This window comes from Klebsiella sp. 2680 (genome assembly GCF_900198535.1).
Lineage (GTDB): Bacteria > Pseudomonadota > Gammaproteobacteria > Enterobacterales > Enterobacteriaceae > Klebsiella > Klebsiella indica.
Genome location: NZ_FZNJ01000001.1, coordinates 614,147 through 639,442, shown reverse-complemented (window position 1 = coordinate 639,442; position 25,296 = coordinate 614,147). Strand labels below are relative to the sequence as shown.

The 25,296-nt window shown below is 48.6% G+C and carries 19 protein-coding genes and 5 pseudogenes; 12 read left to right on the top strand and 12 right to left on the bottom strand.

Translation table 11 applies throughout. From position 1 onward, the window contains the following. Positions 1–7: 7 nt before the first annotated feature. The 4 genes from FN037_RS03195 to FN037_RS03180 are packed head-to-tail and all read right to left on the bottom strand — an operon-like array spanning position 8 to position 3,555. Positions 8–1,018 carry an ABC transporter substrate-binding protein gene (locus FN037_RS03195; protein WP_142501526.1) on the bottom strand — a complete coding sequence of 337 codons (1,011 nt, stop codon included), beginning with the start codon at positions 1,016–1,018 and terminating at the stop codon, positions 8–10. 2 nt (positions 1,019–1,020) lie between these two features. After that, positions 1,021–1,857 carry an ABC transporter permease gene (locus tag FN037_RS03190; protein ID WP_142501525.1) on the bottom strand — a complete coding sequence of 279 codons (837 nt, stop codon included), beginning with the start codon at positions 1,855–1,857 and terminating at the stop codon, positions 1,021–1,023. Beyond that, positions 1,854–2,645, bottom strand: a complete 792-nt coding sequence (locus tag FN037_RS03185; RefSeq protein WP_138361522.1) for an ABC transporter ATP-binding protein — start codon at positions 2,643–2,645, stop codon at positions 1,854–1,856. The genes FN037_RS03190 and FN037_RS03185 overlap by 4 nt, the downstream gene beginning before the upstream one ends. Continuing rightward, complete coding sequence (locus FN037_RS03180; RefSeq protein WP_138361521.1) at positions 2,638–3,555, bottom strand: carbon-nitrogen hydrolase family protein; 918 nt, start codon at positions 3,553–3,555, stop codon at positions 2,638–2,640. Before FN037_RS03180 ends, FN037_RS03185 begins: the two co-directional genes overlap by 8 nt. A 130-nt stretch (positions 3,556–3,685) precedes the next feature. Here FN037_RS03180 and FN037_RS03175 point away from each other — a divergent pair, with 130 nt between their 5' ends. Beyond that, a complete protein-coding gene (locus tag FN037_RS03175; protein WP_138361520.1) occupies positions 3,686–4,342 on the top strand; it encodes a helix-turn-helix domain-containing protein in 657 nt (218 codons plus the stop codon). Between the two features lie 55 nt (positions 4,343–4,397). Then, the gene (locus FN037_RS03170) at positions 4,398–4,826 is read left to right on the top strand and encodes an aspartate/glutamate racemase family protein (RefSeq protein ID WP_138361519.1); all 429 of its coding nucleotides are present in this window, start codon (positions 4,398–4,400) and stop codon (positions 4,824–4,826) included. A 131-nt stretch (positions 4,827–4,957) separates the two neighbouring features. On the opposite strand, the gene FN037_RS03165 is transcribed toward FN037_RS03170, so the two are convergent. Further along, entirely contained in the window at positions 4,958–5,827 is an 870-nt protein-coding gene (locus FN037_RS03165; RefSeq protein ID WP_138361518.1) for a LysR family transcriptional regulator, read from the bottom strand. 216 nt (positions 5,828–6,043) lie between these two features. Here FN037_RS03165 and FN037_RS03160 point away from each other — a divergent pair, with 216 nt between their 5' ends. Further along, positions 6,044–7,021, top strand: coding sequence for a hypothetical protein (locus FN037_RS03160; RefSeq protein ID WP_142501524.1), 978 nt, complete (start codon positions 6,044–6,046; stop codon positions 7,019–7,021). 125 nt (positions 7,022–7,146) lie between these two features. After that, positions 7,147–7,911, top strand: a complete 765-nt coding sequence (locus FN037_RS03155; protein ID WP_138361516.1) for a sulfite exporter TauE/SafE family protein — start codon at positions 7,147–7,149, stop codon at positions 7,909–7,911. A gap of 48 nt (positions 7,912–7,959) precedes the next feature. Here the strand turns inward: FN037_RS03155 and FN037_RS03150 are convergent, their stop codons facing one another. The 3 genes and pseudogenes from FN037_RS03150 to FN037_RS03140 form a co-directional block, all read right to left on the bottom strand. Further along, positions 7,960–8,289, bottom strand: a complete 330-nt coding sequence (locus FN037_RS03150; RefSeq protein WP_171034891.1) for an NIPSNAP family protein — start codon at positions 8,287–8,289, stop codon at positions 7,960–7,962. Between the two features lie 495 nt (positions 8,290–8,784). After that, positions 8,785–10,034 (bottom strand): annotated as a pseudogene (locus FN037_RS03145) (tyrosine-type recombinase/integrase). A gap of 75 nt (positions 10,035–10,109) precedes the next feature. Beyond that, positions 10,110–10,358, bottom strand: a pseudogene (locus tag FN037_RS03140) (hypothetical protein). 150 nt (positions 10,359–10,508) lie between these two features. On the opposite strand from FN037_RS03140, the pseudogene FN037_RS03130 reads away from it, so the two are divergent. The 7 genes and pseudogenes from FN037_RS03130 to FN037_RS03095 form a co-directional block, all read left to right on the top strand. Then, positions 10,509–10,616: pseudogene (locus FN037_RS03130) on the top strand (VapC toxin family PIN domain ribonuclease); the annotation flags it as partial. A gap of 488 nt (positions 10,617–11,104) precedes the next feature. Then, a complete protein-coding gene (locus FN037_RS24330; protein ID WP_185929216.1) occupies positions 11,105–11,524 on the top strand; it encodes a hypothetical protein in 420 nt (139 codons plus the stop codon). Positions 11,525–11,575: 51 nt separating this feature from the next. Next, complete coding sequence (drt3a, locus tag FN037_RS03115) at positions 11,576–12,925, top strand: antiviral reverse transcriptase Drt3a (RefSeq protein ID WP_142501522.1); 1,350 nt, start codon at positions 11,576–11,578, stop codon at positions 12,923–12,925. Then, the gene (gene drt3b / locus FN037_RS03110; RefSeq protein ID WP_142501521.1) at positions 12,918–14,960 is read left to right on the top strand and encodes an antiviral reverse transcriptase Drt3b; all 2,043 of its coding nucleotides are present in this window, start codon (positions 12,918–12,920) and stop codon (positions 14,958–14,960) included. Before drt3a ends, drt3b begins: the two co-directional genes overlap by 8 nt. A 585-nt stretch (positions 14,961–15,545) precedes the next feature. Continuing rightward, a pseudogene (locus FN037_RS03105) lies at positions 15,546–16,699 on the top strand (IS3 family transposase). Next, positions 16,654–16,968: a DNA-binding protein gene (locus FN037_RS03100; RefSeq protein WP_142501520.1), complete on the top strand. Its 315-nt coding sequence runs from the start codon at positions 16,654–16,656 to the stop codon at positions 16,966–16,968. Before FN037_RS03105 ends, FN037_RS03100 begins: the two are co-directional and overlap by 46 nt. A gap of 100 nt (positions 16,969–17,068) precedes the next feature. Next, complete coding sequence (locus FN037_RS03095) at positions 17,069–20,308, top strand: tetratricopeptide repeat protein (protein WP_142501519.1); 3,240 nt, start codon at positions 17,069–17,071, stop codon at positions 20,306–20,308. Here FN037_RS03095 and FN037_RS03090 read toward each other — a convergent pair. From FN037_RS03090 to FN037_RS03075, 4 genes are all read right to left on the bottom strand, one after another. Next, entirely contained in the window at positions 20,305–20,532 is a 228-nt protein-coding gene (locus FN037_RS03090; RefSeq protein WP_260607793.1) for a helix-turn-helix transcriptional regulator, read from the bottom strand. The two genes, FN037_RS03095 and FN037_RS03090, sit on opposite strands and share 4 nt — an antisense overlap. A 71-nt stretch (positions 20,533–20,603) precedes the next feature. Further along, complete coding sequence (locus FN037_RS03085; protein WP_142501518.1) at positions 20,604–24,104, bottom strand: DEAD/DEAH box helicase; 3,501 nt, start codon at positions 24,102–24,104, stop codon at positions 20,604–20,606. Beyond that, a complete protein-coding gene (locus FN037_RS03080; RefSeq protein WP_142501517.1) occupies positions 24,091–24,867 on the bottom strand; it encodes a Hachiman antiphage defense system protein HamA in 777 nt (258 codons plus the stop codon). The genes FN037_RS03085 and FN037_RS03080 overlap by 14 nt, the downstream gene beginning before the upstream one ends. Before the next feature lie 60 nt (positions 24,868–24,927). Beyond that, the gene (locus tag FN037_RS03075; RefSeq protein ID WP_409513726.1) at positions 24,928–25,017 is read right to left on the bottom strand and encodes a DinI-like family protein; all 90 of its coding nucleotides are present in this window, start codon (positions 25,015–25,017) and stop codon (positions 24,928–24,930) included. Positions 25,018–25,137: 120 nt separating this feature from the next. Between FN037_RS03075 and FN037_RS03070 the strand changes: the two are divergent. Then, positions 25,138–25,281 (top strand): annotated as a pseudogene (locus FN037_RS03070) (IS3 family transposase); the annotation flags it as partial. Between the last annotated feature and the right edge of the window lie 15 nt (positions 25,282–25,296).

Sequence of the window (25,296 nt, the reverse complement as noted above, 5' to 3'; positions counted from 1 at the left end):
CAGCTCCTTATTGATCGCCCATGGCGTCAACCACCGCTTTGGCTTTGGTTGCCAGCACCGTATTGACGTTGTTCTGGTACGAGGTGGCATCGGAGGGATAGGCTTTAATGTTTTTCGCGTACAGCGCGATGTTCATGTTGTTGTCCCATGCCTGCTGAGAAACCAGAACGTTTTCCGGATACCCTTTGGCATCAATCTCGCGTTGTACCGCTTTCTGCACCACTTCAACTGGCAATGACGGGAAGTATTTATGGGCGATAGTCACCGCTTCTTCTGGATGCTTGTAAATAAAGCGAGATGCTTGCTCAAATGCGGTCACTACCGCTTGCGCTGATTGCGGGTTTTTGTCGATATAGGCTTGGGTGGTGGTCAGGCTGGAGAAGGCGAACGGATACCAGGATTGCGCGGCCGAGAAGGAGTACACAACGTGCAAGCCGTTCTGTTGCTCGGCCATAGTGACCTGCGGTTCTGCCGCCAGCGCATAATCGGCACGACCTGCAGCCACCGCCGGGATCTCGTTACCAATCGCCACATGTACCAGCTTCACGTCTTTCAGGTTCTGCTGTTTGATCAGATAACTCATAAACGCCCAGGTGGTATCAGGTTGCGGGCTGGTCACCACGCGTTTTCCTGACAGATGCGCGAGATTGTTCTGGAGCGGGGTGCTGTCTTTGCCGAAGACAAAGATTGTGGGGGCATTCTGCACCCCGGCCACGACCACGCCGTTACCACCATTCTCCCGTGATTTCGGCACAAACACAGGATCCTGAATGGAAAAATCTGCCGAGCCGCCAATTACCGCAGCCCATGACTGCGCACCACCACCGCCGGTGCTGATCTTCACATTTACACCCTGTTTTTTAAAGAATCCCTGCTCCTGCGCGACATACAGCGGCAGGTAAAGTAATGACTGAAAGGCCTGGTTGATACGGACCGGCGTTTCAGCAGCGAAAGCTGATGATGCCAGAGTGAACAACGAGAGAGCGACACATACACGGCGAAGACGAAAAGTTTTCATGATTATTTCCTGTCCCAGGAGAGAATGAGGCGTTCAATAAAGGCAACCAGAGCGTTAAAACAGAGCATCATCAGCATGACCAGCACGATGCCAGCCAGTACAGTGTTCATACCGAAGTTGGAACTGCCCAGCAGGATCATATGACCCACACCGTTATCCGAAGAGATGTACTCGCCGACAATCGCGCCTACCAGCGCAAAGCCAACGTTGAGGCGTAAACCCGACAGAACCCACAGCATTGCAGAGGGCACCACCAGCTTGATAAAAATGGTGCCGCGACCAGCGTTGAACGAACGCAGCAGGTTGATCAGATCCGGATCGGTACGCAACGCGCCTTTATAGGAGGTGGTCAGCGAAACCACCACGCAGGAGAACGCGACGATAACCACTTTGGACAGCATGTCGGTACCGAACCAGATGATGGTGATCGGTGCAATCGCCAGAACCGGGATGGCCCCAATGGCGGCGATAAAGGGCGCGGCGAGATCGGAGATAAAACGCGAATACCACAGCAGCAGGCCAAGTACGGAACCCCCTACCGCCCCGACCACGAAACCAATCAGCGTTTCACTGGCGGTAACACGGATGTCGTTCAGCATTTCACCCGACTGGAAACGTGTGACCAGCACCTCCCACACCCGTGACGGGCTGGAGAACAGGAAAGGGTTGATACCGCCGCTGCGCACGCCGAGTTCCCAGCCACCCAGCAGACAAACAACAATCAGCACTTGCAAAGCCAGCAAGGTATAGCGCCGCGCATTGAGGGTGCGGAAAAAGGCTTCGTGTGGCGTGCGACCACCGTGGCTGGCGACCGCAGGACGAGAGGAGAGGGCGCTCATGATGCTGCTCCTGCAGTGGTTGGTTGTGCGCCGATACTGCGCCAGATCTGCTCGTAATAATCGTTAAAGCGTGGCGACAGTCGGCGCTCAGGAATGGAGAGGCTGTCAGTACCAAGATCGACCTCAATCTCCTGCACAATCTCGCCTGGACGGGCTTTCATCACATATACCCGGTCAGAGAGCGTGACCGCCTCTTCAATATCGTGGGTAATGAAAATTACCGTCTTATGTTGCTGCTTCACCACCGCGAGCAGTTCACTCTCCAGCGAGATCTTCAACGGATAATCGAGCGCTTTGTAGGCTTCATCCATCAGGATGATTTCCGGGTTGGTAACCATAGTGCGCATCAGTGCGACGCGCTGGCGCATGCCGCCGGAGAGCTGAGACGGGTACTTTTGTTCGTAACCTTGCATATGATAAAGGTCAAACAGCACCCGGGCGCGTTCACGGGCCTGGGCCTTTGGCGTGCCACGTACTTCCAGACCGAGGATCACGTTGTCCACCACGGTACGCCAGGGAAATAGCAGATCCTTTTGCAGCACGTAACCCAATTCCGGCGATGGTGTACCGGTAGTTTCGCGGTTTTTCAGTAGGATGCTGCCACTGTCTGGCATCAATAGTCCGGTGATGATATTGAACAGTGTCGACTTGCCGCAGCCGCTCGGCCCGACAAAGGACACAAACTCTTCACGATTAGCGTGGAAATTGAGGTTACGAAGCACAGTGACATCCCCGTTCGGCGCGGGATAGTTTTTATGTATTCCCACCGCTTCCAGCACTTTACTCATAGCTCTCTCCCAAAGGCTGAGCGTGACGGTTAAAAACGGTCAGCGGCGATGCGGGTGCGCTGACCGGAACGTAATCTTTCAGGAAGAAGTAACCGAGATAATCAGTGCTGCGCGCGGCACGAATGTCGGCACGCACATCAACAGTGGCGAGGGCCATTCCTTCTTCGCTACCGCTGTCGGCAATGATGTTGCCGCGAGGATTGATGATACGGCTGTGACCATGGTAATGCAGATTGCCGTGCTGACCGCACAGATTGGATTCGATCATCCAGCATTGATTTTCCAGTGCACGTATGCGGCCAAACAGGGTGTAACTGTCGACCATGGGATCGGCATCGCCGAGGCTACCATCGCCGCTATAACCCCAGGCCGTAGGCATAATCATGATGTCTGCCCCTTTCAGCGCCAGCTCACGGGTGCTCTCAGGGAAAACTTTATCGTAGCAAATTAGCATGCCGATACGACCGAGCGCGGTGTCAAATACCGGGAAATCACTGCCGGGATAATAAACATGCTTTTCGTCCCCAGGCTGATGCACCTTGCGATAGACACCGATCAGACCATCCGGCCCCGCCAGCACCGCGCTGTTGAACAGCACCTCGTCATGCTGTGGGTGATGTTCCGTCATGCCGAACACAACATGAATATTCAGGCTGTGTGCCTTTGTCAGTAGCGCCCGGACGCTTTCGCCGTGAGGGATGACTTCTGCCTGCGCCATCTGCCAACTGACCACATCACCATTCCAGCTCAGCGTGTCGGGCAGATAGCCTTGCAACACCTGTTCAGGAAATACCACCAGATCCGCACTGCTATCAGCAGCGCGTTTCATCCACTTCAGCAGATTGCTGAGGTTGCGAGCTTTATCATAATAAGCGGGTAAGGTTATGCTGGCGATTGTGATCTGGCTCATAATTCCTCCGACTTTTTTCTTAAACTGCGATGAAGGAGAGCTTTTCGCTAATATTTTTTTCTTATATGAAAATTTTTATCGCATGTGAGAAACTACATCTCAAGGTCACGCGAATAGGGAAAAGACGCTGATGAAAACGCCAAGACAACATGAAAAAACCGGGCTAGGGGCGGCCCAGACTAGTGAGATGGATTTTGGTCAGCGCATAAAAACGTTACGCCTGACGCGCGAGTTAACCCTGGAGCAGGTAGCAGAGCTGAGTAGCGTGTCGATTTCCACGCTCTCCAAAATCGAAAAGGGACAGGTATCGGCCTCATTCGATACCATCGCAAAAATCGCCGGAGCCTTTGACTATTCTCTGGCGGAGCTGTTTGCTGAAGAGTTACCGCCGCAGCGGCAGGCGGTGATGATTCCGACCATCCATGGCCGACGAACCTCGACCCTGTCTGGAAAAGGGTTGAAGTTCAGCAACCCTTGGTTTGATTATGAGGTGCATTCAGCTGAGCTGCTGATGAAGGGCATGACACCGGTGGTGATGGAGATCGGCACCCGAGAGATCCCACCGCAGAGCGCATGGTCGCAGCATGAGGGTGAAGAGTTTATCTATGTGTTATCTGGCAAAGTCAGCCTGCATACCCAACTGTACACACCGCTGACGCTGGAAAAAGGCGATAGCGCCTACATTGACAGTACCATGCCGCACACCTTTGTACGGGAAAGCAGCGAAAGCGCTAGCCTGTTATCGATTTGTCTGACGGAGAAATTGGATTTTCCTGAAGCAAATTGAGAACTGAGCAACCAAATCTAAAACAGGAATTTTTTACAATCGATGATACTGTAACATGTGCTTTGTTGACCACTTCACTGACAGTGCGCTTGAATCCTTGCCAGCAGAAGCAGGTAAAGTCGCAATACTTGCCACCGGGCCAACGCATGAAGCCGGTTTTTATCAGCAACGGATAAGAGATTCAGGCAGAGAGGTGATTGATTCGCAGGAGCTTCGTTCCACAACCACATCGTTAATTGGGTTAGTAAAAGCAAAAGGCTTCAGGGACCCGGAGGTTCAGGCCAGATGGCATAATTTAATGTCGATGGTGGGGAGCACTCAGGCCGATGCTGTTCTTATTGCATGTACAGATCTTAGCCCACTGATATCGAGGAATTCTTTTAACTTTGCCATCATGGATACCGCGACAAGCCTCTCCCGAGCGACAATAAGGCACTACAGACGACTGATTGAGGAAAAAAATGATTCTGGTACGGCACGTTAACTGGTTCATATTCAGTGATTATTGATCCTCGTTAAAATTTATTGTATTACACCATCAGGTGTTTTAGAGCTGCGAAACACGCTACGGCCACGTTCTCGCGGTGTGATGTGCTGATTATGGCCATAAAAAAGTCATACATCGTTTAATTCAGCACGCAATAACGTTTCAAACGCATTACGTGAGTGATGAAGGTCTATTCTGCTATTTTTTATAAAGTAATTTTGTACGGGAAATAACTCGTTAAAAGTATACCCCCTGATATTACCTGTTCTTTTGAACTGCTCAAAAAAGCCAGCAGGTACCAGCGAGACACCGGCTCCGGAGCTGACACATCCAAGAATAGTTCCGTAGCTTGCAATGCTGGTGATATCGACCGTGACCTGATGCTGATTGACCCAACGCTCCAGGGCCTGTCGGTAAGGACACCCGTGCGGCCACATATAAATCCGTTTACCTTTCAGGTCCTGAGGGGCAGAGATCTCTCCCGTAAAAGGAGAGGCAATGAATACCAGTGATTCCTGGTGAGCATTCACATAAGTGATATCCGGATGGTCATCTTTTGTCGCGATAACAGCACAATCGAGTTTATGCCCGGCGACATCACTGACTAACTGTTGCCATGTCCCTGTACAGAACTGCACCTGGACTGCAGGATAGTTCTGGTGGAATTTTGAGAGAACCATTGGTAGCCGTCCTGTTGCGGCAGATTCAATCGCTCCGATCCGTAGGATCCCGGCAGGTTCTGATGAGGGCTCAAGTGCCCGGCGGGCTTCCTGGCAGTAAGTCAGTATTTTGCTGGCGTACTCAAGCAGTATTTCTCCCGAAGGTGTGATGACCAGGCCGCGCCCCTTGCGGATGAAAAGAGAAACACCCAGTTCCGTTTCCAGGAGCTTGATTCTGTTTGTGATATTTGAAGGAACGCAGTGCAGTATTTCGGATGCTCTGGCAATGCTACCCTGCTCGGCGACGGTTTTAAACATTTTCAGCTGAGATAAATCCATCCCTTCACACCTCACTAAAAGTGAATAATTAACTCACTATAAGTCAGTTGTAGTGTGTTAATCAATCATCCTACAATGCCAGGAGCAGGTGGAATCAGACATTATTTTTTAAACGCCGTAATGAAAACCGGAAATAGTCAATTTTTCATTCATTTACCAATGAATGGTTCAGGAGTCTTTAAATACTTTCAGTCCGTGAATAACAGAGGTGAATATATGACTTCCTTATCTTTGCAAGGCTGTGATGACATATCGAAAAAATCTTATTCTATGCAGGAACTGGGTGAGATATTCATCGATGGTTTGCCTGAACATATCGCAATGTTAAAAATTCCTGGTCGCTGGATAGCCGGAGATGTTCGCAGGTCACCCGTGCCCGTGCATATTGATCATGTCAAAGACATTCAGAATATGATGTATGAAGTTCTTTGTCATGAGATAACCCAGGAGGCACTGGCTTATGCGGAAGGGACTTCTTTTGCCTTTCTGCAAAAGGATAAAGTTGATCCCGGTGTCCTCAGCTTCTTTAACGGCTGGAATGAAACGCACAAAACGACAAGCCTGGTATCCGGAAAAATAATCATGCGCCTGTCCGCTGATGCACTTTATATTTCACATGAAGATCAGGCTATCTATCATAACGTTCTGGCTCATATGCATGAAGTAACAAAAGATGACTTTGGACTTGGCCAGAAGGGGCATGACGGAATGTATAAATATATGACAAATGCTTTCAGGGCCGCAGCCTGGGTTGATGATCAATATAAAATCAATGAGTGTAATGAATTCTCTGATTTCCTCTACAATACTGGCATTGCAAAACATAAGTCTGCAATGCGTTCTCCTGAATATCTGCAGTCTGTCATGGATGCCATGATGGTCTCTGTCGCTTCTGAACTCTGGAACGGACGCGAATACAATTTTCTTGCTCAGTTTATAGAGGGGAAATTATTGTCCTTCAATGCGTCGTTAAATGAGGACACTAAAACTCTGCGTAACGCCAAAGGTTATGTCATGGGCCATGCCGGGGAGGTGGAAAACAGGCATGGCTTGCATGCGCTGGCCGCGTTACAAGCCTTTGGCCGTATCGCGGGGCTGTCATTCGATACAGAACGACTTAAACATGTCATGCTTGATTATAACAGGAGAGTTGGCGTGGCTTTTTCTGCATTACAAAACGTTCTGACTCACTGAAATACGGAACTGGCTATCCTATTGTTCGTTGCCTGTTATGGGGCAGGTAATGATGCCTCAGGTGTTACAAGAGAAATAAGTTTAAAATATGTCTTTATTGCTTTTGCGGGGGACTGTAATAAGTTATGAATGTTGATATTTCTCTTTTTGCTCTGGGAGGCTTCGCTTTCTGTGGTGGTCTGATCGATGCTGCTGTTGGTGGTGGAGGGCTTGTTCAAATTCCTGCGCTTATTCATGCGCTACCTGGCTCCAGTCTGGCAACTATTTTTGGCACCAACAAACTGGCAGTTCTGCTCGGGAACGCATTTTCTGTCTCAGGTTATCTCCGCAGGGTAAAGATTATATGGAAGCTTATTATTCCGACAATGGGCGCTGCATTTGTTTTTTCATTCGCTGGCGCATACACTGTCTCTCTTATACCACGAGAGTTTATGGAATATCTGGTTTTTGTAGTCCTTATTATTATGGCAGTCTATACGTTCATAAAAAAAGATCTGGGACGACTACATACTGATATCAGGATTGGTCTGAAAGAGATACTGTTGGGGATAGTGTTAGGCGCTTTTATCGGATTCTATGATGGTATATTCGGAGCAGGCAGCGGAAGTCTTTTATTGTTTGCCTTTGTTAAATATTTTGGTTTTGATTTTCTGAATGCTTCTGCATCAGCCAAATTAATAAATCTTGGGACTTTTACTGCTGCACTGCTTTTTTTTGTGCCGTCAGGAAATGTGTTGTGGATAACCGGAGGTATAGTCGGTATTTGTAATGTTGCAGGGGCGATTACGGGCGTATTTTTAGCCTTGCGGTATGGCAGTGGGTTTATCAGAGTTTTTTTCCTGATACTATTACTGTTTCTCATCGGACGTATGGGGGTTTCCATTCTCTGAATCAGTCTGAAAGTAATTTTCATACTGTACAGATTGTTTCATTAATGTTTATAATGGAGATGAAAACCCAGCCGCTTCCAGCACAATATCCTCTATAGATAACACGGGTTCAGGCGTGGTTTCCCAGAATTGTTTTTTAATCGTGCGCCATTCTTCATCTGCCATAAATTCTGCCCATGAGTTGTTCATGGCTGTTTTGTCTGTCCATGAAAGCAGGTATATAAACCGGAGTCTGGCACTTTCACCGGATAACCACATAGCCAGTATATTAAAACCATACTTATCTCTCATGATTCTGGCAGCGTGTTTTTCAAATCTTGCCAGAAATTTATCACGTAAATCCGGGTTTATTGTATAAAGACGAAGCTGATTAATCATTATACCTGTCCTCGTAATTCTGCATTTGCCTGTAACGGGAGTCAGGGTGGCTGCATGTGATATCAGGGCCTGATGGAGCAGACTGTAATCAGACGAATTCAGCCCTGAGTAGACCCGTGCCACCGAAATACCGGTTAGTTTGTGTCCTGTGCCCATTGAACAACTGCCCCTCAATACATAGCACCAGAAACGGCCAGGCGCAACGAGAGGTTTTCATACACAGAAACAAAGCTTCGGCACTGGTCCGGGGCAGAGATGAGTCACCTGTCTGGTCAGCGGAGCGCATTCAGACGGTCATCGCGGCAACCTGCTACAAAAGCAGGTTCTTCTAAATTTGGCTCATCTGACTGGCATAGCCTTTCCCTGTAACTGGCTAATAAGCTTGACCCTTACCCGAAATCCTGCTCCATTTAGAAACAGAATTCCGGCATGATAATGACTCTTCTGAACGAAGATGGTGCCGATGAACAAGAACCGCTATCCCGAAGAACAAATTCAGGCGGCGGTATCGCGCTTTTCCCGGCACTGAATATAGGGCGGGACGTAATATTCACAGCACGTATTCAGATAATCTGACCACCACTGCATCATCGCCTTACGGGCTTCCAGATGCTCAGCCTTATGAATGTAAGCCAGACGCACGGTGTTGCGCTCCTGATGACTCATCTGGCGTTCCACCGCATCCTGCGACCATAAACCGGATTCCATCAGGGCACTGCATGCCATTGCCCGAAAGCCATGACCGCAGATATCCTGTTTCGTGTTGTATCCCATCAGGCGCAGTGCTTTATTGACCGCGTTTTCGCTCATCGGCCTGTACGGGTTATGGTCGCCGGGGAAGACCAGTTCATAAGCATCGGATATTTCCTTAATCCGTTTCAGAATGGCGATGGCCTGTTCTGAGAGGGGAACAATATGCGGCGTGCGCATTTTGGCACCACGCCCGGAATAACGCACACCGGTAATAGCTTCACGTGTGGCGGGTATGGTCCAGAGCCGGTGTCTGAAATCAATCTCTGACCAGCGGGCAAAGCGCAGTTCACTGGAACGGATGAACAGATGCAGCGTCAGCAGGACAGCCAGCCGGGTGAGTTTCCGTCCCTGGTGATATGCCTCAATGCGTTCAATCAGTTCAGGCAGCCGCTCCAGGGGCAGGGCAGGATAATGCCGTCTGACGGGAGGAGCCGTCACACCGTCAAGGTTTGCCGCCGGGTTGCTGTCGATTAACCCCTGATAAACTGCATGACGCATGATATTGCTGAGGTGCTGCCGCGTGCGGGACGCAACTTCAAGCAGGCCTTATTCCTCAATCCCTTTCAGCAGGTCAATGAAATGCCGGGGTTTAAGCTCCGTAACGGGCAGATATGCCTGTTCAGGCTGGCAAGCAGACGGTCGGCAGTGTTCTGCGACCATTTCTTATTGCTTTTATGCCACGCCAGCACCACGGTTTTAAACAACTTCTCCGGTGTGCAGGCTCCGCGTTCAGCGGCACGTTGCTTTGCGGGATTGATGTTCAGCGCCAGCATCTTGCGGATACCGTCACGTTGCTGTCGAGCATCGGCCAAAGATACTGCGGGATAGGAACCCAAGCCGAGACGAGATTCTTTTCTATTAATACGATATTTGAGATACCAGAGACGTGAACCGCCTGGATTAACCAGCAGGTACAGACCGTGAGAATCAGAAACTTTGAAGGGTTTTGCGGATGGTTTTAAGTTGCGGATTTTTGAGTCGTTAAGAGACATTTGGGGGGCACTCCGTCATCGAACCAACTTGACCCCAAATCTGACCACCAGGTTTTCCCGATGCGGAGGGTAAAATCAAAATGCACCGGGAAGAGTTTTCACGCTAACCTCTTGAATCAACATCAGATAAGGATTCGCAAAGATGCATGAAAACAGGAAATTGGCTCCTCTGACTGGGATCGCCTTCGCCAGTAACTGGCTAATAAGTAAGCTAAATCAGAATCCCCTTTCTGTCAAGACCACCAGAATGACCACCAATCGAAGCTGGTTATATAAAACTGATTTGAGCGGTCTCGTGCATTTGGTGATCGTTACAATGATCATATCTACAAGGGCAGTCTGCTCGGTGCCTGATGTAGTTATTCGAGCCCTGAGAGTTACACTTTTGAGTGATTCAGGGTATGCACTTATTGGTTACGAATATTGTGCCAGAATCATGTGATTTGATGATTTCCGCTTTGCTTTCGAGTCAGTATCGGCCCCAACGACACGGCGATCGCCGCGCACGTCATTGCCGCCGGCGCCGCAAAGGTGACCAATAATGTGAGAAAGTTTGAGCGGGTACCGGGCCTTATACTGGAGACTGGGTTAATTAGCAGCAGACAGGTCACAGTGCTAAAGCACCTTCCTGTGACTATGCTGGAGTTCAATACCTTAGAGCATGCCGCAGTCCATGTGAGGGAGTGTGGCTACTTTGTGCATGATTACATCATGAGTCCCTGCGAGAAGTTCCGAGATTGCGTGAATTGCACCGAGCAGGTGAGAAGTTGGACCGAATCAAGAAACGTCTCGTGAAGTCGGAGCGACTGTTTTTGCTTGCTGATGCTTCGGTGAAAAGTGATGAGATGGGAGCGAATCGCTGGTATCAGTACTACAAGAAAACTGTCACCCGGCTTCGTGAGTTAGTCGCTAACTTAGAGAATTCATACATTGAGAATGGTACCCAGATAAAGCTTCGAGGAAAGGATTTTAGCCAGCTTCGATGTGTTGCCGATAAAAGTATATTGATACCATTGTGCAAAAAGGCAATAAAAGCAACGAAGCTGTGACAAATTTGTTAGGAGATAGTTGTGGCTAATCATCTGGTAAATAAAGATATTAACACCATAGTGAACCTGATTCGAGGGGGGCAGGAACTAAAACTAACTTGGTTAGCAATCTGTGAGTCGGCAGAGCCTTTGATCGGAAAATTGCCTTCAAGACAGTCCCTCAATGCACATGAGGCAATAGTGGCTGCCTATCAAACGAAGAAAGAGGCGCTTAGAGGCCTGGAGCCCAAAAATCCGCGTCCAGCTAGTTTGAACATTGCTGCTGATAGGATCGTGAATCTAGAAAACGAAGTCGAAGAGCTTAAGGAAGAGAACCGGGGGTTCAAACAGCAATTTGTGATCTGTCAATACAATGCACACAAACATGGAATTACAGAACATCAACTTAATACACAGTTGATAAAGATTGACTGGGAACGTTCTGACGGTGAAAAACGATGATAATCATGGTAGAAAAATTTTTCATAATATTGGTCATAAAGGAGAGTGAAAATGATTGACCAGTCTTTTTCAACAAAAAATTTTAGAAGAATATACGACCTAGATAGGAAAAATAAAGGTGCTATAGAAGTTGAACACTTTCCTGATGCTTATAAAATTAGGAAGAAAATTACAAGGTTAAAAGGTTTTATTTATTGGCACGCAAAAAAACTTAAAAGTGGTCAGATTAGCGTTGCGAAATTTGATGAAAAGAAAAGCATAATTAATGCGCACATTAAACTAAGGAAAGAGCAATATAATAATGAAGTAAATGGAAAATTGAAGGTTATTGCAAGCAATGTCAGTGTAAAAGGATACGCTTTACCTTTGACATTATTGCCACAACAAGTGAAAAATAAAAGAGTATATTCAATTGGAAATTCAGTTGAAGCACTATTTGTGTCTCGGCAAATAAAATATATTTTAAGTACGTTATATACAATAAAATCAAATAATAGGGATCTGATTATCAGTCGCCTAAGCGCTTTGGCTAAGGAAATGAGTCCAAAGTATATTATTAGGGCCGATGTTGAAAGTTTTTATGAATCTATAAATCACAAGTCTTTATTAGATATATTACATTCATCACCTAAATTATCTGTTCCTCCACGTCGGGTGATTACTCAGTTAATTAGAAAATATCAGGCTTTAACTGGATTAGATAAAGGGGTGCCTCGTGGTGTAGGCATAAGTTCGTATTTGTCTGAGTTATATATGAGTGTTGTAGATGATAAAATAAGAACCTTACCTGATCTTACCTATTATGAACGATTTGTAGATGATTTGATAGTAATATTTTCGCCAAATAAAGTTGGGAATACAGATGACTATCTTCCCAAAATCACTAATATTATAAATGATCGTGGCTTGTGTCTTAATAATAAAACAAAAGAATTGGACTTATTTACACAATCTAATAAAAACTTTGAGTATCTAGGTTATAAATTTCAGTTAACAGGTGGAGGTTGTAGTATCAAAATGAGTTCTAATAAAGTTCAAAAAATTAGAGGTCGAATTGATAAAGCATTTGATGAATATAATCAGAGTGTTAGTAAAACACCGAAGAGAGCAGCAAAAAATATTTTGCTTAGAATGAAGTTTCTTACCGGAAATACTCGGCTTTATAATAGTAAGTCAAAAGCTTTTGTGGGCATATATTTTAGCAATCGATTCATAACTGATTTATCTGACTTAAGTGGATTAGATGCTTATTTGTCTAATAAAATAAATGGATTGCAAGATCGGAAACTAAAAAAAAGAATTAATAGATTATCTTTTTATAAAGGGTTCGAAAATAAAGTTTTCAGGAAATTTAGTTTCATCGAGTTCAGCAATATATCTAAGGGATGGTCACATGTCTAAAAAAGCATTATCTATAAATTTCCCTATAGAGCGAGTAGTTCTTTCCGATTTTTTACCATATGAAGTTCCTATTATTTTTTCAAATAGGCATTTCTACAACTTTATTGTTAAGTATCAATTAAAACACGATGGATTGAATTTTATATGGTTAAAGAGAGATGACTGTTTAAATAGTTTAATTCTACTTTTATTGGGTCTTGAAAAGGACACTGCAACAATTGAAACAGTTATTGATGGAATTAGTTATACTAAAACAAATATCGAGCATGCTAAACTACCTAGTATTGCCTTTACTTTTCCAATTTCGCATAAACATAAAGAATACAGGTACTTGTCTCTAATGCATCCTAAGGGGCAGTTATTAGGTGTTGATTTTTATAGAAATTATAAAGATTTAATAACATATTATTCTAATGTTAGCCCATTTAGCCTCAGATCAGCAAAAAGAGTCGCTGGTTGTACTTACATCGATTCCAAGTCTCTTATTGAAAGTTTTGAGAAAGAAGATTTAAGTATTGAGGTTGAAGGCCAGGATTATGAAAATTTAAAATCTTTTTTTGTTTATAAGAAATATCGTAATATTTTTGAGTTTTATGAGTCTGAAGATCATCATTGGTGTGAAAAACGTTTTAATTTCCTGTCCAAATTAGATGTGTCGAACTGTTTTGATTCAATTTACACCCATTCAATTTCATGGGCTGTTTTGCAAAAAAATTATGCAAAACAACAGTTAAATAAGACAAAATCGACATTCCCTTTTAAATTTGATCAATTAATGCAGAGGTCGAACTACAACGAAACAAATGGCATAATAATTGGTCCAGAATTATCTAGAATTTTTGCGGAGATAATAATGCAGTCAGTGGATAACAATATCATCAGTGATCTTAATAAAGACGGTTTAGTTCTTGGGGGGGATTACCAAATATACCGCTATGTTGATGACTATTTCATTTTTTATAATGACGATGATGTGTTTAATAAGATTAGAATAAGTACGCAAACAAACCTAAAAACTTACAAGCTGAGTTTGAATAAATATAAAGAAGAGAAGTTTTCCCGTCCAATAATAACGCCAATAACTATTGCCAAGAAGAAAATAGCGAACTTGATATCTGAAAGAATATCTTATGTCATTACTGACAGTGGTTCTCTTGACGAAGATTCAAAGAAAGGTAATGTCTATATACATCAAAACAGTTTATCTACCGACTTTAAATCGATACTTTCCGTATCAGGCATAACATATTCGGATATCTTAAACTATTCATTGTCTATAATTGAAAGGAAAATCAAGACACTTTTTAAAGATTATAAGGAACTATCAAAAGAGGAAAGTAGTGACCGTCAACTAATTAATGCTATTGTATCTGTGGTGAATTTTACATATTTTATATACGCAGTTGCCCCTAAAGTGAATAGCACCATAAAATTATGCAGAATAATTCAGCAAGTAATTATGTTTATTAAAGATCAAAAACTAGGCGAGGAATATCAACATATTATATTTAAGTGTATATTCGATAACTCGTGTTCTATTTTAGATAAATATTCTGTCGATAAAACAACACCTATCGAAACTTTGTATTTGTTGGTGCTTATCAGGCAGCTTGGTAAATATTATTGGCTAGGCGAAAAAAGCTTGATGAAGTATTTTAATATCGGTTTTGATGGCGGCATCTACTCATTTGATGATAACCTGAATTACTTTTCTATTACTTCTCTATTATTTTATATGAGTGACAAAAAGAGATATGATGGAGTCAGGAAACATCTTTTGCTTCATATTGAAAATATTTATAGCATGAAGATTGATACTCTTCTAAATGAGTCTGAACTGGTTCACTTAACGTTGGATCTAATTGCTTGTCCATACATACCTGTTTCTTTTAAAAAAGCTTTGCTTTCTCGTTATGGTATTGATAAATCGTATGTGAAAAGAATTATCTCATTAAATGAATATTGGTTTACTAAATGGAATGACTTTGATTTTGCAAAGGAACTGGACGCGAAACTTAGCAATGCTGTATACTGAAAGAGAGCGCATCAGGCACCCTTAATGGCTGTTGGCAGCCGCACACACCAGCGCTAACAGGTATGATTGCCCTATGCATGGGGGTTATGCTTGGCGAGATTCGTCTGAGTCTTTCCGTTGAGATACCCCCCTACTACACAGCTTTTGGCCTATGTTGTAGGGGGTTGTCAAGACTAAAGATACCTAGATGCCATTCTCTCCAGCTTGGAGATATGCTGGGGTCAAAACTAGCCTGACAATCTTCTTAAATGCTTAATCTAAATTAATCAGTGTGCCGTGACTTTGCACAGCGTTCTTACATGTTTTCGCCATGGTTGATTCGTTGATTACCTCAAATATAACAAGAACCTGAACAAGGTGTTTGGTAAATTTTACCTACAATTTTCGGTGTTTTAGCTACCGCAGTTCGATATGTTTTTCTCTTGGATTTTAACCGAGATATGTGGTGGCGACGCCAGGCCCGATTCCTAACTATTTCCATTCATTCCAATTTTCGAACGCGGCGTCATTAAGTATCCCGCTAAAACGAACCATTCACTTTTGTAGAACTTCCGGCATACTGACTATGTCCCTGAGGAGATCGCCATGCGTAAAACCCGTTTCACCGGACACCAGATCATTGCCGTTCTGAAGTCCGTCTAAGCCGGACGTACCGTCAAGGATGTCTGCCGCGAAGCCGGGATCACTGAGGCCTCGTATTACAACTGGAAAGCGAAGTTCTGCGGAATGGAAGCCTCTGATATCAAAAAGGTGAAAGATCTGGAAGATGAAAACCGTCGCCTCAAACAAATGTTTGCTGATCTCAGCCTTGAATGCCGGGCACTTAAAGACGTCATCGAAAAAAAACTTTAAAACCAGCGATAAAGCGTGAGCTGGTCAGCTATCTGACTGAGCAGTTTGCCATGAGCTTACGCCAGGCCTGCAGGAAATTGTCGCTGAGCAGGACGGTATTTCGTTATCCGCCGGATACGCGACGTGATGAGCCGGTGATTATGGCGCTGACCGTGGCGGCTGAACGCTATCCGCGATACGGATTTAAAAAGCTGTTTCAGGTAATTCGCAGTCAGGGCAATAGCTGGAACCATAAAAGAGTTCACCGTATTTTCTGCCTGCTGAAACTGAATTTTCGCCGTTAGGGAAAACAGCGCCTGCCGGTACGTAATCCGGCTCCGCTGGCGACGCCGGAAGCGATGAACCAGAACTGGTCCATCGATTTTATGCACGATGCGCTGGTGTGCGGCAGACGCTTCCGGACCTTCAACGTGGTGGATGATTTTAACCGCGAGGCCCTCGCAATAGAAATCGACCTAAATATCCCGGCTCAGCGTGTCGTCCGGGTTCTGGACAGAATAGTGGCAAACCGCGGATACCCGCTGAAGATTAGGATGGATAACGGGCCGGAATTAGTCTCACTGGCTCTGGCGCAATGGGCTGAAGAGCATGGGGTGATGATGGCGTTTATTAAACCGGGTAAACCAACGCAGAATGCCTTTATCGAACGTTTTAACCGGACCTACCGGACAGAGATACTGGATTTTTATCTGTTCAGGACCCTGAATGAAGCACGGGAAATTACAGAGCGCTGGCTGACAGAATATAACAGCGAGCGACCTTATGAATCCCTGAATAACTTGACGCCGGAAGAGTACCGGCTGATGGCTGAAAAACCGGAACAAAAGTGCGTGGAACTAAAATGGGTGCGCTTACAATCGAAGTGGCGCCCGATTGGGTCGGCTTGACCGATGTAGCCGACATCATAGGCATGTCACGGCAGAACATGCGCAAACTGATGCTTGCGCATCCAGGCAGTTTCCCTGCACTCGTACATGAGGGAAGCGCGTCGATCTGGCATCTAGCGGACGTGCTGACCTGGTTACAGGCCAAGGGCCGCAATTCGTTAGGCAAAGGCGTGTTAGGCGTGGCGCAAATAGCCTTGCAGGTGAATCTGGCAAAGGAAGGACAGCGCTTGTCGCGCTCGGCTTACAGCGAGTTGGAAGCATTAGTTTAGGGGCGGTAGAGGTCCACGCTTGACGTAGAAGTGCATGGCGACATTCGAACATTTTCTTCGCATGTATACGATGGCGGAACTCGTATTTAAGAGGCAATGAATGGCTGAAAGAGAACAAGACAAAGGGGTGATGCCATCAAAATTCATGCGCGAACTGCGCCCTGAATTTTACTCGGACACCAGCGACCGCACAGCATATCAACTCGATGCCCCGGTACTTGAGTACCATCTCAATAGTATTACATCGCGCAACCAGACCCATGACTTTGAAATATTTTGTCGCAAGTTGTGCGAACGCACGATCTGCCCAAACTTGAAGCCTGCTACCGGTCCGGAGGGAGGAGGAGACAGCAAAGCCGATTCAGAAACTATTCCGATTGCCGACGAGATTGCTACTCTCACGTATGTGGGTGACGCAAATGCCGCCCAGGAACGTTGGGCATTCGCTTTCAGTGCCAAGAGAAAGTGGGCGGAGAAAGTTCGCAATGACGTCGCAGGTATTGTGGCGACGCATCGCGGCTATCAGAAAGTTTATTGTGTAACCGCGCAGTTCGCTCGTGCGAAGGATCGCGCTCGCGTCGAGGATGAACTTACGAAACAGTACGGTGTGGCCATCACTATTCTTGACCGGAGTTGGATTGTTGATCAGGTCGTCAGTAATGATCGTAAGGACCTCGCCTTTAATTACCTTGGTGTAGGGCAGGAGGTTGTAGGCTCAAGGCGTCTGGGGCCCACGGATTACTCCCGCTTGCAGCAACTTGAAGACATCGAGAAAACGCTCGGCAATCCGGAGGCATTTTCCGGGATGGAAATGCAACGAGTTACGGAATCTCTGGTGGCAGCTAAGTTGTCGCGCAATCTAGAGCTCTCACGAATCGAGACGGATGGTCGGTTTGCTCGTGCAATTCGACTCGCTGAACAAGATGGAACTTATCGCCAGAAGTTGGAAGCGCACTACGAGTCCATCTGGACCGCCTTTTGGTGGTTCGATGACATCGCGTATTTGAATGGAAGGTACGACGCGTTCGCGAATCTGGTGATTGACACGGATCACGCCATAAACCTTGAGTTTCTTTGTAATCTCGTACAATTGCTATTCAACTCGGTCATTCATCAGCATTTGACGGTCGACGAGGCTAAGCTTGAAGAGCGAGTATCTAGATTGACCGAGAGGTTAAAGCTAATTGCTGAGAATAAAGAACGTCCAAATAATGCATTGGAGGCCCTGTCGTCGTTACTCGTCATAGAAGTCAATCAGGCGATACTCAAAAAAGACAATGAAAAACTGAGATCTCTATGGCCTCAGTTTTCGGATGTCGTCAAGCGTGCGAGAGGTCTCGGTGAGTTTTCTGCTGAGCGTTTGACTAAAATGATTGAGGTGTTCGGGCTCGTCGCTGGTAAGGACAGTGGTTATGTCCAACTGGTTGACGAGGTGGCGGCGTTTGTTTCTGAGCGTACCGGTGAGGCTCAGGGTGCGTTAGTGCTTCTCAAACGAGCGCAACAACTCGATTTCGAAGATAACTTCGAAATGATTCGTTTACTGGGCAAAGCCGCGCGGCAACTCACAAAAAAAGAATATGCCGACTCTCTGATCGAAGCGCTGCAACTGCTTACGTTTGCTTATCGTAGTGCCGGATTGCTCTGGGCTGCGCGGGCTACATGCATTTTTGCAATGGCTTCGATGTTCATCGAAGCCGAGGAGGACAGTGACCTTTCGGCTTCGATCGTACCCATGATCATGGCCCTCGCTTGGATTGCTGTCGAACTTCGGCATCTTCCAGACGCTCTCGAAGCTGTTCGGTTAGTTCGAAGTTGTACGGCGATGCTTCCGCTCGACGACTCATCAAAAGAGCGTGTCGCGAAGCGACTTACGGAGTTAGACCTTATCCTGGCGAGCCAAATCCTAAATTTCACAGCGGAAGAACTTCAACACGTTGTACGATTACCTGACGTTCTTGGTGGACTCGGTCTGCAACAGAGTCGAAACTCGCTGATTTACGCGCTCGGCCATGAAGCTGAACTTCGTCGGGAGGGATCAATACCGCAAGAAGAGACGCCAGAGAATGTGGCCGAGTTATTTACTTTGCTTGCTAGCCAACCAGCATCTAGCAACCTGCATGCTCCTGTCATCTTTAATGAGGCAGACTCGCAGTGTCTTGTCTCAAGAGTGCAAGGCATTCGTGTGGCAGTCTTTCACCCGTGCTCCGATGTCTTAATTCTTGCCGCAGAAGCAGTAATAGGTTCAGTTGAAGCATTTTTTGCAACCGCAATCGAAAGCGGCGCCGCAGCGCATACAGAGAACTTCACTATCTCACTTCATGATAGTTCTGAAGTGCTGGCACCTGAATACACGATCAATACTGATGAAATGACGGCGATAGTTCGCTGGCCGACTGGACTGAAACCCGCTACATTTGCCCGACAAGCCGACGTCCAGAAGATGCTGATCGGATTGGCCGCTGCAATTTTTGCTGCCACTTGCTACGTAGAGGATATGCGAAAAACGATCGAACATCTCTTCGGTAATGAGGCGGTGCTTGACCGCATCAGCATGGTCGTAATTGTCGGCAATAGTCGGCAACGCGTATTCAAGGAAGGGCTATCGAAGCTCAGTGATTGGACGCAGATGGCGATATCGGAGTTCACTCTTGAGCCGTCGCGTCCCGTAATCACCCGCCGTTTATTAGACACGGTTGAGGATCAAGAAAGTTGCTCGATGGTAGGAAAACGAAGTGCCCCGTCCCTAACAAGCGATCATCGCGATCTGGGTGTTCGCTCAGTTATAGATGTTCATCTTTGGGATCAAGCAGGTTGGAACGGAACTGCTTTTACTCATTGGGGGCCCTCGTATCCTCCAGCGGTTGCGCTCATGTTTAAGCACGAGGATGCCGCCAGGAAGATCTTTTCACGTTGGCGTGAACGTCTAGGAACGGTCGATAAGCAGGACGAAATTTACTTGGCGATTCTGCGTGGAATCTCCGTTGAACATCCGGCGCATTACCGTGTTCTTATCACTTCTAGGCTTTCTAATGATGAGGGCGAAACGTCAGGCAAGATCTTCATGATGGCATCACGTATGCAAACCATGCATGCAGAAACTGATGTCAACCTGAGCCGCTTTCTTGATATTTACAGGCAGTCACGCGCGTATTTGCTTCTTCCCGCGATATTTAATGGAGGGGCTGAGCCGAAGCTTATTCCAGAGCTTGCAATCCTAAAGCGGGAGCTTAGCGTAAAGAACGCTATCGACGTGAACGAACATGACGTTGAGGTGATGGCACTTGGGGCGAAAGAGTATGGCCGTCGGTTCGGAACGTCTGGGCCCAGCAACAGAAGTTAGGTGCTGTTATCTGGTACTGCAATGAGCCCATTGACGGGACGAGTCCTTCGTAGTGTGACGTCTGGCCATGTTGATCTGCTGCCGGAGCGCGAGGATTGTTTGCGTTCCTCGATCCACGCTTCTACTTCGGCTAAGACCCACACTACGTAGCGTCGCGTCAGATTGAAGCGACGCGGAAACTCGCCGCGGCGTTCCATCTCGTAGAGCGTCGTTTCGGCTAGCACGTCGCCACAGTCGCGACAGGTACGCGCTTCTGGTCGTAGATCCACGCAGACAGCATCTTGACCGTTCCCTTTTAGGCGTCGGCAGCCGGCCAACGCAACTTTCCGCGGCCGACGCGTAGAGCATCCACTAGCCGGGTTTTGCCCGGCAACCGTCCCGAGAATAGGCTGGGCTTGGGATCAACCACTGGCTTCTTGAAGACGGCGATCCGCTGATAGTCGGGGGTTGCCAGCCAAGTCCGCGCGTCCCCTTCGTCGGTGACGATTCGATAGAGGCCAGCGGGCGGGGAGGGCTCGGTATCGAGTAGGCGCTTGTAGCGTTCGACGGACCATTTCTGGATGCCTCCGCTGAGAGCTTCGGTTCGGAAGCGGGCCCATAACGCGGAGGTGTCGGGTGTTGGCCAGTTGCCTGCGTCGGTTTTGGCCGTAATCTCGTCGGATTCAAGCCAGGCCCGCATTTCTGCGGGCGTGACGAAGACTGGCTCAGCATCTTCGATGGCCGCCATTGCCGCACGCCGTGACGGCAGGCCTGCGCGGATCAGCATCGCCATCATTAATTGGGGGACACCGGTTTCTACCGCAGCCGCAGCACCGCCCGCCACCGTATCCGGCGACCAGCCGAAGGACATGCGCCGGGTGCGGACGGCTTCTAGCGCCCAGACTAGCCGATAGGTGAAGGCATCTTCGACCGCCCGCATGTTCTGTGGTCCGATCTTGGAGACTTCTTCCCCGGACACCCAACTACGTAGGATAGCTTTCCAGTTCGGCGGCAGCGCGTTCGCCTTGTCAGGGATGAAAGGCCGCATGAACAGCAGGCGTTCGCCGAGTCCGCCGAGAGCATCGGCGAGTTCGTTGATGTCGCCGCTCAACGCTGCACTGTCTGCCCTGTCGATGAGTTCGGCCAGCTCGTCCGCCATAGCGTCGATGAGGAGGCCAGCTTCGAGCCCGACTCCCATCGCGAAATGCCCGCGTCGCGTTGGGGTGGTGGTGGCTTTCCAGATGAGACCAGCGCGTGCTTCGAATACCTTCCGGTGCAGGGAAGCGACATCCTCGTCCTCCCGAGCAATTTGGCGAGCCCAGAGTGACCCCCTGAGCGCCTCGTCTAGAAGCTTAGGTAGATCGGCGCGATCAACGTCTAGGGCTTCGATCAGACCGAATACGGTGGCGTCGAGGCGTTCGACGAGCTGAGACAGGGGCTCCTCGTCGATGGTTTCCTCCTCGTCGTCCGTCTCGTCTTCATCGTCGGTGGTAGCGTCGTATTCCACTGCGGCGGCCAGTCGTTCTGCCACCCCTGCTTCTTCGTCAGGTGACCTCCAAGCCTCGCGGGCGTTGGCGAGATATTCCCAGGCATCATCTCGATCCAGGACCCCCTCGCGCGATAGACGCTTAAGGATTTCGGCAACGATCTGGATAAGGCCGCTTTTAAGCGTCCTGGCCTTGGCAGAGGCGACCAGTTCCCTCCATTCTTTCTTTCGCCATTTGATTTTGTCGAACATGACATGGACGATCAGCCCCTCGACATCGACGAATGCACGTCCGGCGCGGCCAGCCACGTTCGCGAACTCCTCACCTTTGATCTTCTCTGAGGCGCGATATAGCGCGGGCACGAGCAGCACGGCAGCGTTGAGATTGAGGCCCTGCGAGAGCGTCGGCGAAGCGACAATGACCTTTAGCGTTCCTTCGGATAGGAGCAGTTCCAGTTCGCGTAGGAACGGGCTCGGCAGTCGGCCGTGATGAATGGCAACCCCCACCTTCAGGCTGGCCACGGCTGGGTGATCCTCGCCCAACCATTCCTTGCCGACTTCCAGGGCGCGGGCGATCGGAGCCTCGTCTTCCAGCAACGAGTCCAGATAGCCTCGCTTGCAGAGGTCCACGACTTGTTTGCCGTAGCTCTCGACCCAGTTCGCTTGGGTAGAGAAGATCAAGGTGCGCTTGCCCTGGCTCGCGAACTCCCATGCCGCGAACAGAGCGAGGTGCGAGTTCTTGCGTGGATAGGGCTTCTTCTCCTTCCCTAGCGCTGGTTTTTCCGCGACGAATTTGTCAAGGAAGGGGCCATCGTCGTCTAGATCGAGCCGTAGCAACGCGTCCTTACCTCGCCAGGTAAGTGCGCCGAATCTCTGGCGCGTTGGGCGCCAGTCGGAACGCACAGGCTCCCCGGGTTCGTCGGAACGAATCCATGCGGTAAGGTCGTCGAGTTCGTCGCCGCTTGGCAGGATCGCGGAAAGGCAAACTATTCGGCGCTCTGCCGCATCCGTGCGCCGAAGTAGGCGCTGCACGAGCGTCTCATAGCGGATTTCGCGCTCACTAGGACCGATCATGTGGCCTTCGTCGAGGACGATCAGGCCGACATCGTCAATCAGCGTCTGGTCGCTTCTCAGAGCGAAGTCGAGTTTTTCGGGCGTCGCAATGATGATCTCCCGTGTGCGGAGGGCGTCTTCATCACCGGCCGAAAGGCCGCTGGCGCCGTAAAGAGAAGAGACACTAAACCCTAGTGGCGCGAAGGTCTTCCTGAAAGATCGTTCGGTCTGGGCCGAAAGAGCGCGCAGCGGTGTGACGATTAGCACCCGGCGTGCGGAGGATAGGGTCATTAACACGGCAATCTCTGCTACTCGTGTTTTGCCCGCGCTGGTCGGCAGGGCGACGACCAGATCGTCTGTGACGTCTGTGGAGCGCTGGGCGGCTTCGCGCTGCGATGGCCATAGCTCCACCTCTGAGGTCTTGCGGGCGTAAAGTGAAGATATAAACAACCGCCGTAGGTCGGGATATTTTTCCTCCGCACCCTCAGGTGGCTCAGTCGGCAAATTCTGGTGTAGTGAATGTTGCCACAGGTCGTCGATCAGGTGACGGCAGAGGTTCGAGATCCACCACAGAGGGACGTTCTCAGCATTGTCGGCAAGCCCGACAGCGGTGGTAAGGAGCCCTCGTGCGGCTTCGATCGGCTCGACTTCACCCGTTTCAAGCGCGAAGTCAAAAAATGCCAAGGCACGGCAGATCGTCGTATTGAGAATTGTCGACAGCACTTCGTCGACGTCAGTGTCTTCGCCCTGCAGCGCCGCCGCGATCTGCTCATCGCCGTGAGCCCCGTCATCCAACCAGTTGCGGACGAAGCGGCGAAGTTGATCGAGATCGCGCAGTATAAGGTGTCGGATCGCTATTTCGCCGGGTGAGACGTTAAGGTCTTCCTCTGTCTCGTTGAAGATTGAAAAGGCGACGGCCGAGAAACCGGCTAGATGGTAGGCTGCAGCAGCAATGGTGCGGCGGAATCCGCGATCAGGCGACTCTGGATTACCATTACGCACCAGGGCTTCGAAGGCGTTGGCTGCGCGCTCAAAGGCCTTGCCAGTGAGTTTCGAAGCACCAGCCTGAGCCCGCAGTGCCATTGCGCCTCGAAGCAGGGCAAAACCGTGCTCGGCAAGATCTGTTTCGATGGTTGCGCCAAGCGGCGGAGCGTTTTGCGGCAATACGCCATCCTTGCGCATCAACGACCAAGCTGCACCGCGATAGAGGAGGCGCCCGAGAATACCGTCAACTGTAGCGGCCGTCAGGAAGGTGCTTAATTCTTCAGTCGTCTCCAAGAGCTTCCGCCTCTAAGTACATTGCCGCAATGAAATCCTGATGGTCTTCGATGTGAATGTTCACGACGTAGTGGTCCCTGTTGACTCCAGCGGCTTCAAGGTTCTCTTTCAGGGAAGCGTGAGGGCCGTTACCCGACACGGTGAAGAGCATGTGGTCGATGCGATCGGCTTGCATGGACTTAAGACCCACTTCGTCGCGAAGGTCGCGACCTAGTGAGTTATCGCCAGCGTCGTTGCTCTCCAACAGGCGATTGGCGACGAACAGCAGCGAGTCAGGCGTGCAGCGGCCATTGTCGCGGTCTAGGACCTTGCGGGCGGCGATGACCGTGGTTTTGCCAAGCTTCTGGTTACTTTTAGCTTCACCTTTCAGTAGCCAGAGCTTATTGCCTTGGTAGCCCGCGGCGATGAAGTCATCGCCGCGCATGGCCATGTTACGGCCGTCCTTGTATCGGAGCCGGCGCACGGGTACCCGCAGACCGATTTCTTCCTCCACTAGTTCAGTCGCAAGGATTTCGCCGAGGTCGCCAGAGCGGCCCTTGGGGGTATTAGGCATTGCCTCGCTGAGGATCTTGGCAGCAACCTTGTATCCTAGTCGCCCTACGTCATCGGCGATGCGTTCAAGTCGGTCGTAGTGCGAGCGAATGGTCTCAGCAAGGTCCTCGCGGATATCATCGCGGCCGCCGTCCTTCTCGACATACGTCCAGTAATACTTGCGTTCGTCATTTTCTTTAATGGACTCACACCACTTCTCATATAGGCCCACGGTGTTTCTCCCGATCAATCAGTTATGATAACGTCAAGATTTTCCCGATTCGAAATCGGCTTATTGAAAGAATCCATCGTCAGCGCTTTCCCACGTATCTTGCAAAATGGCGTCAATCTCTTCCCGTTCAGTTTCAGTCGCGCCAATCAATGGGAAGCAGCTCAGATTTTTTCAATCACCAACAGGCAAAGATTTCTGATAATGTACCCCATTGGAGGGGAGATGCAATGTCAGAGATTAATTCACACGATGCCGAGCAGACTTTGCTCCAGGATCGGGAAACACATCTATAAAACCCTGGATCTGGCCCGGACGGATATCTTCGATTACATTGAAGTGTTCTACAACCGGGCCCAGCGCCACAATCATCTCGGCGGTGTCAGTCCGGAGGCCTTTGAACAGGCCTCGTCGTGAGGACAGAATTTGTCT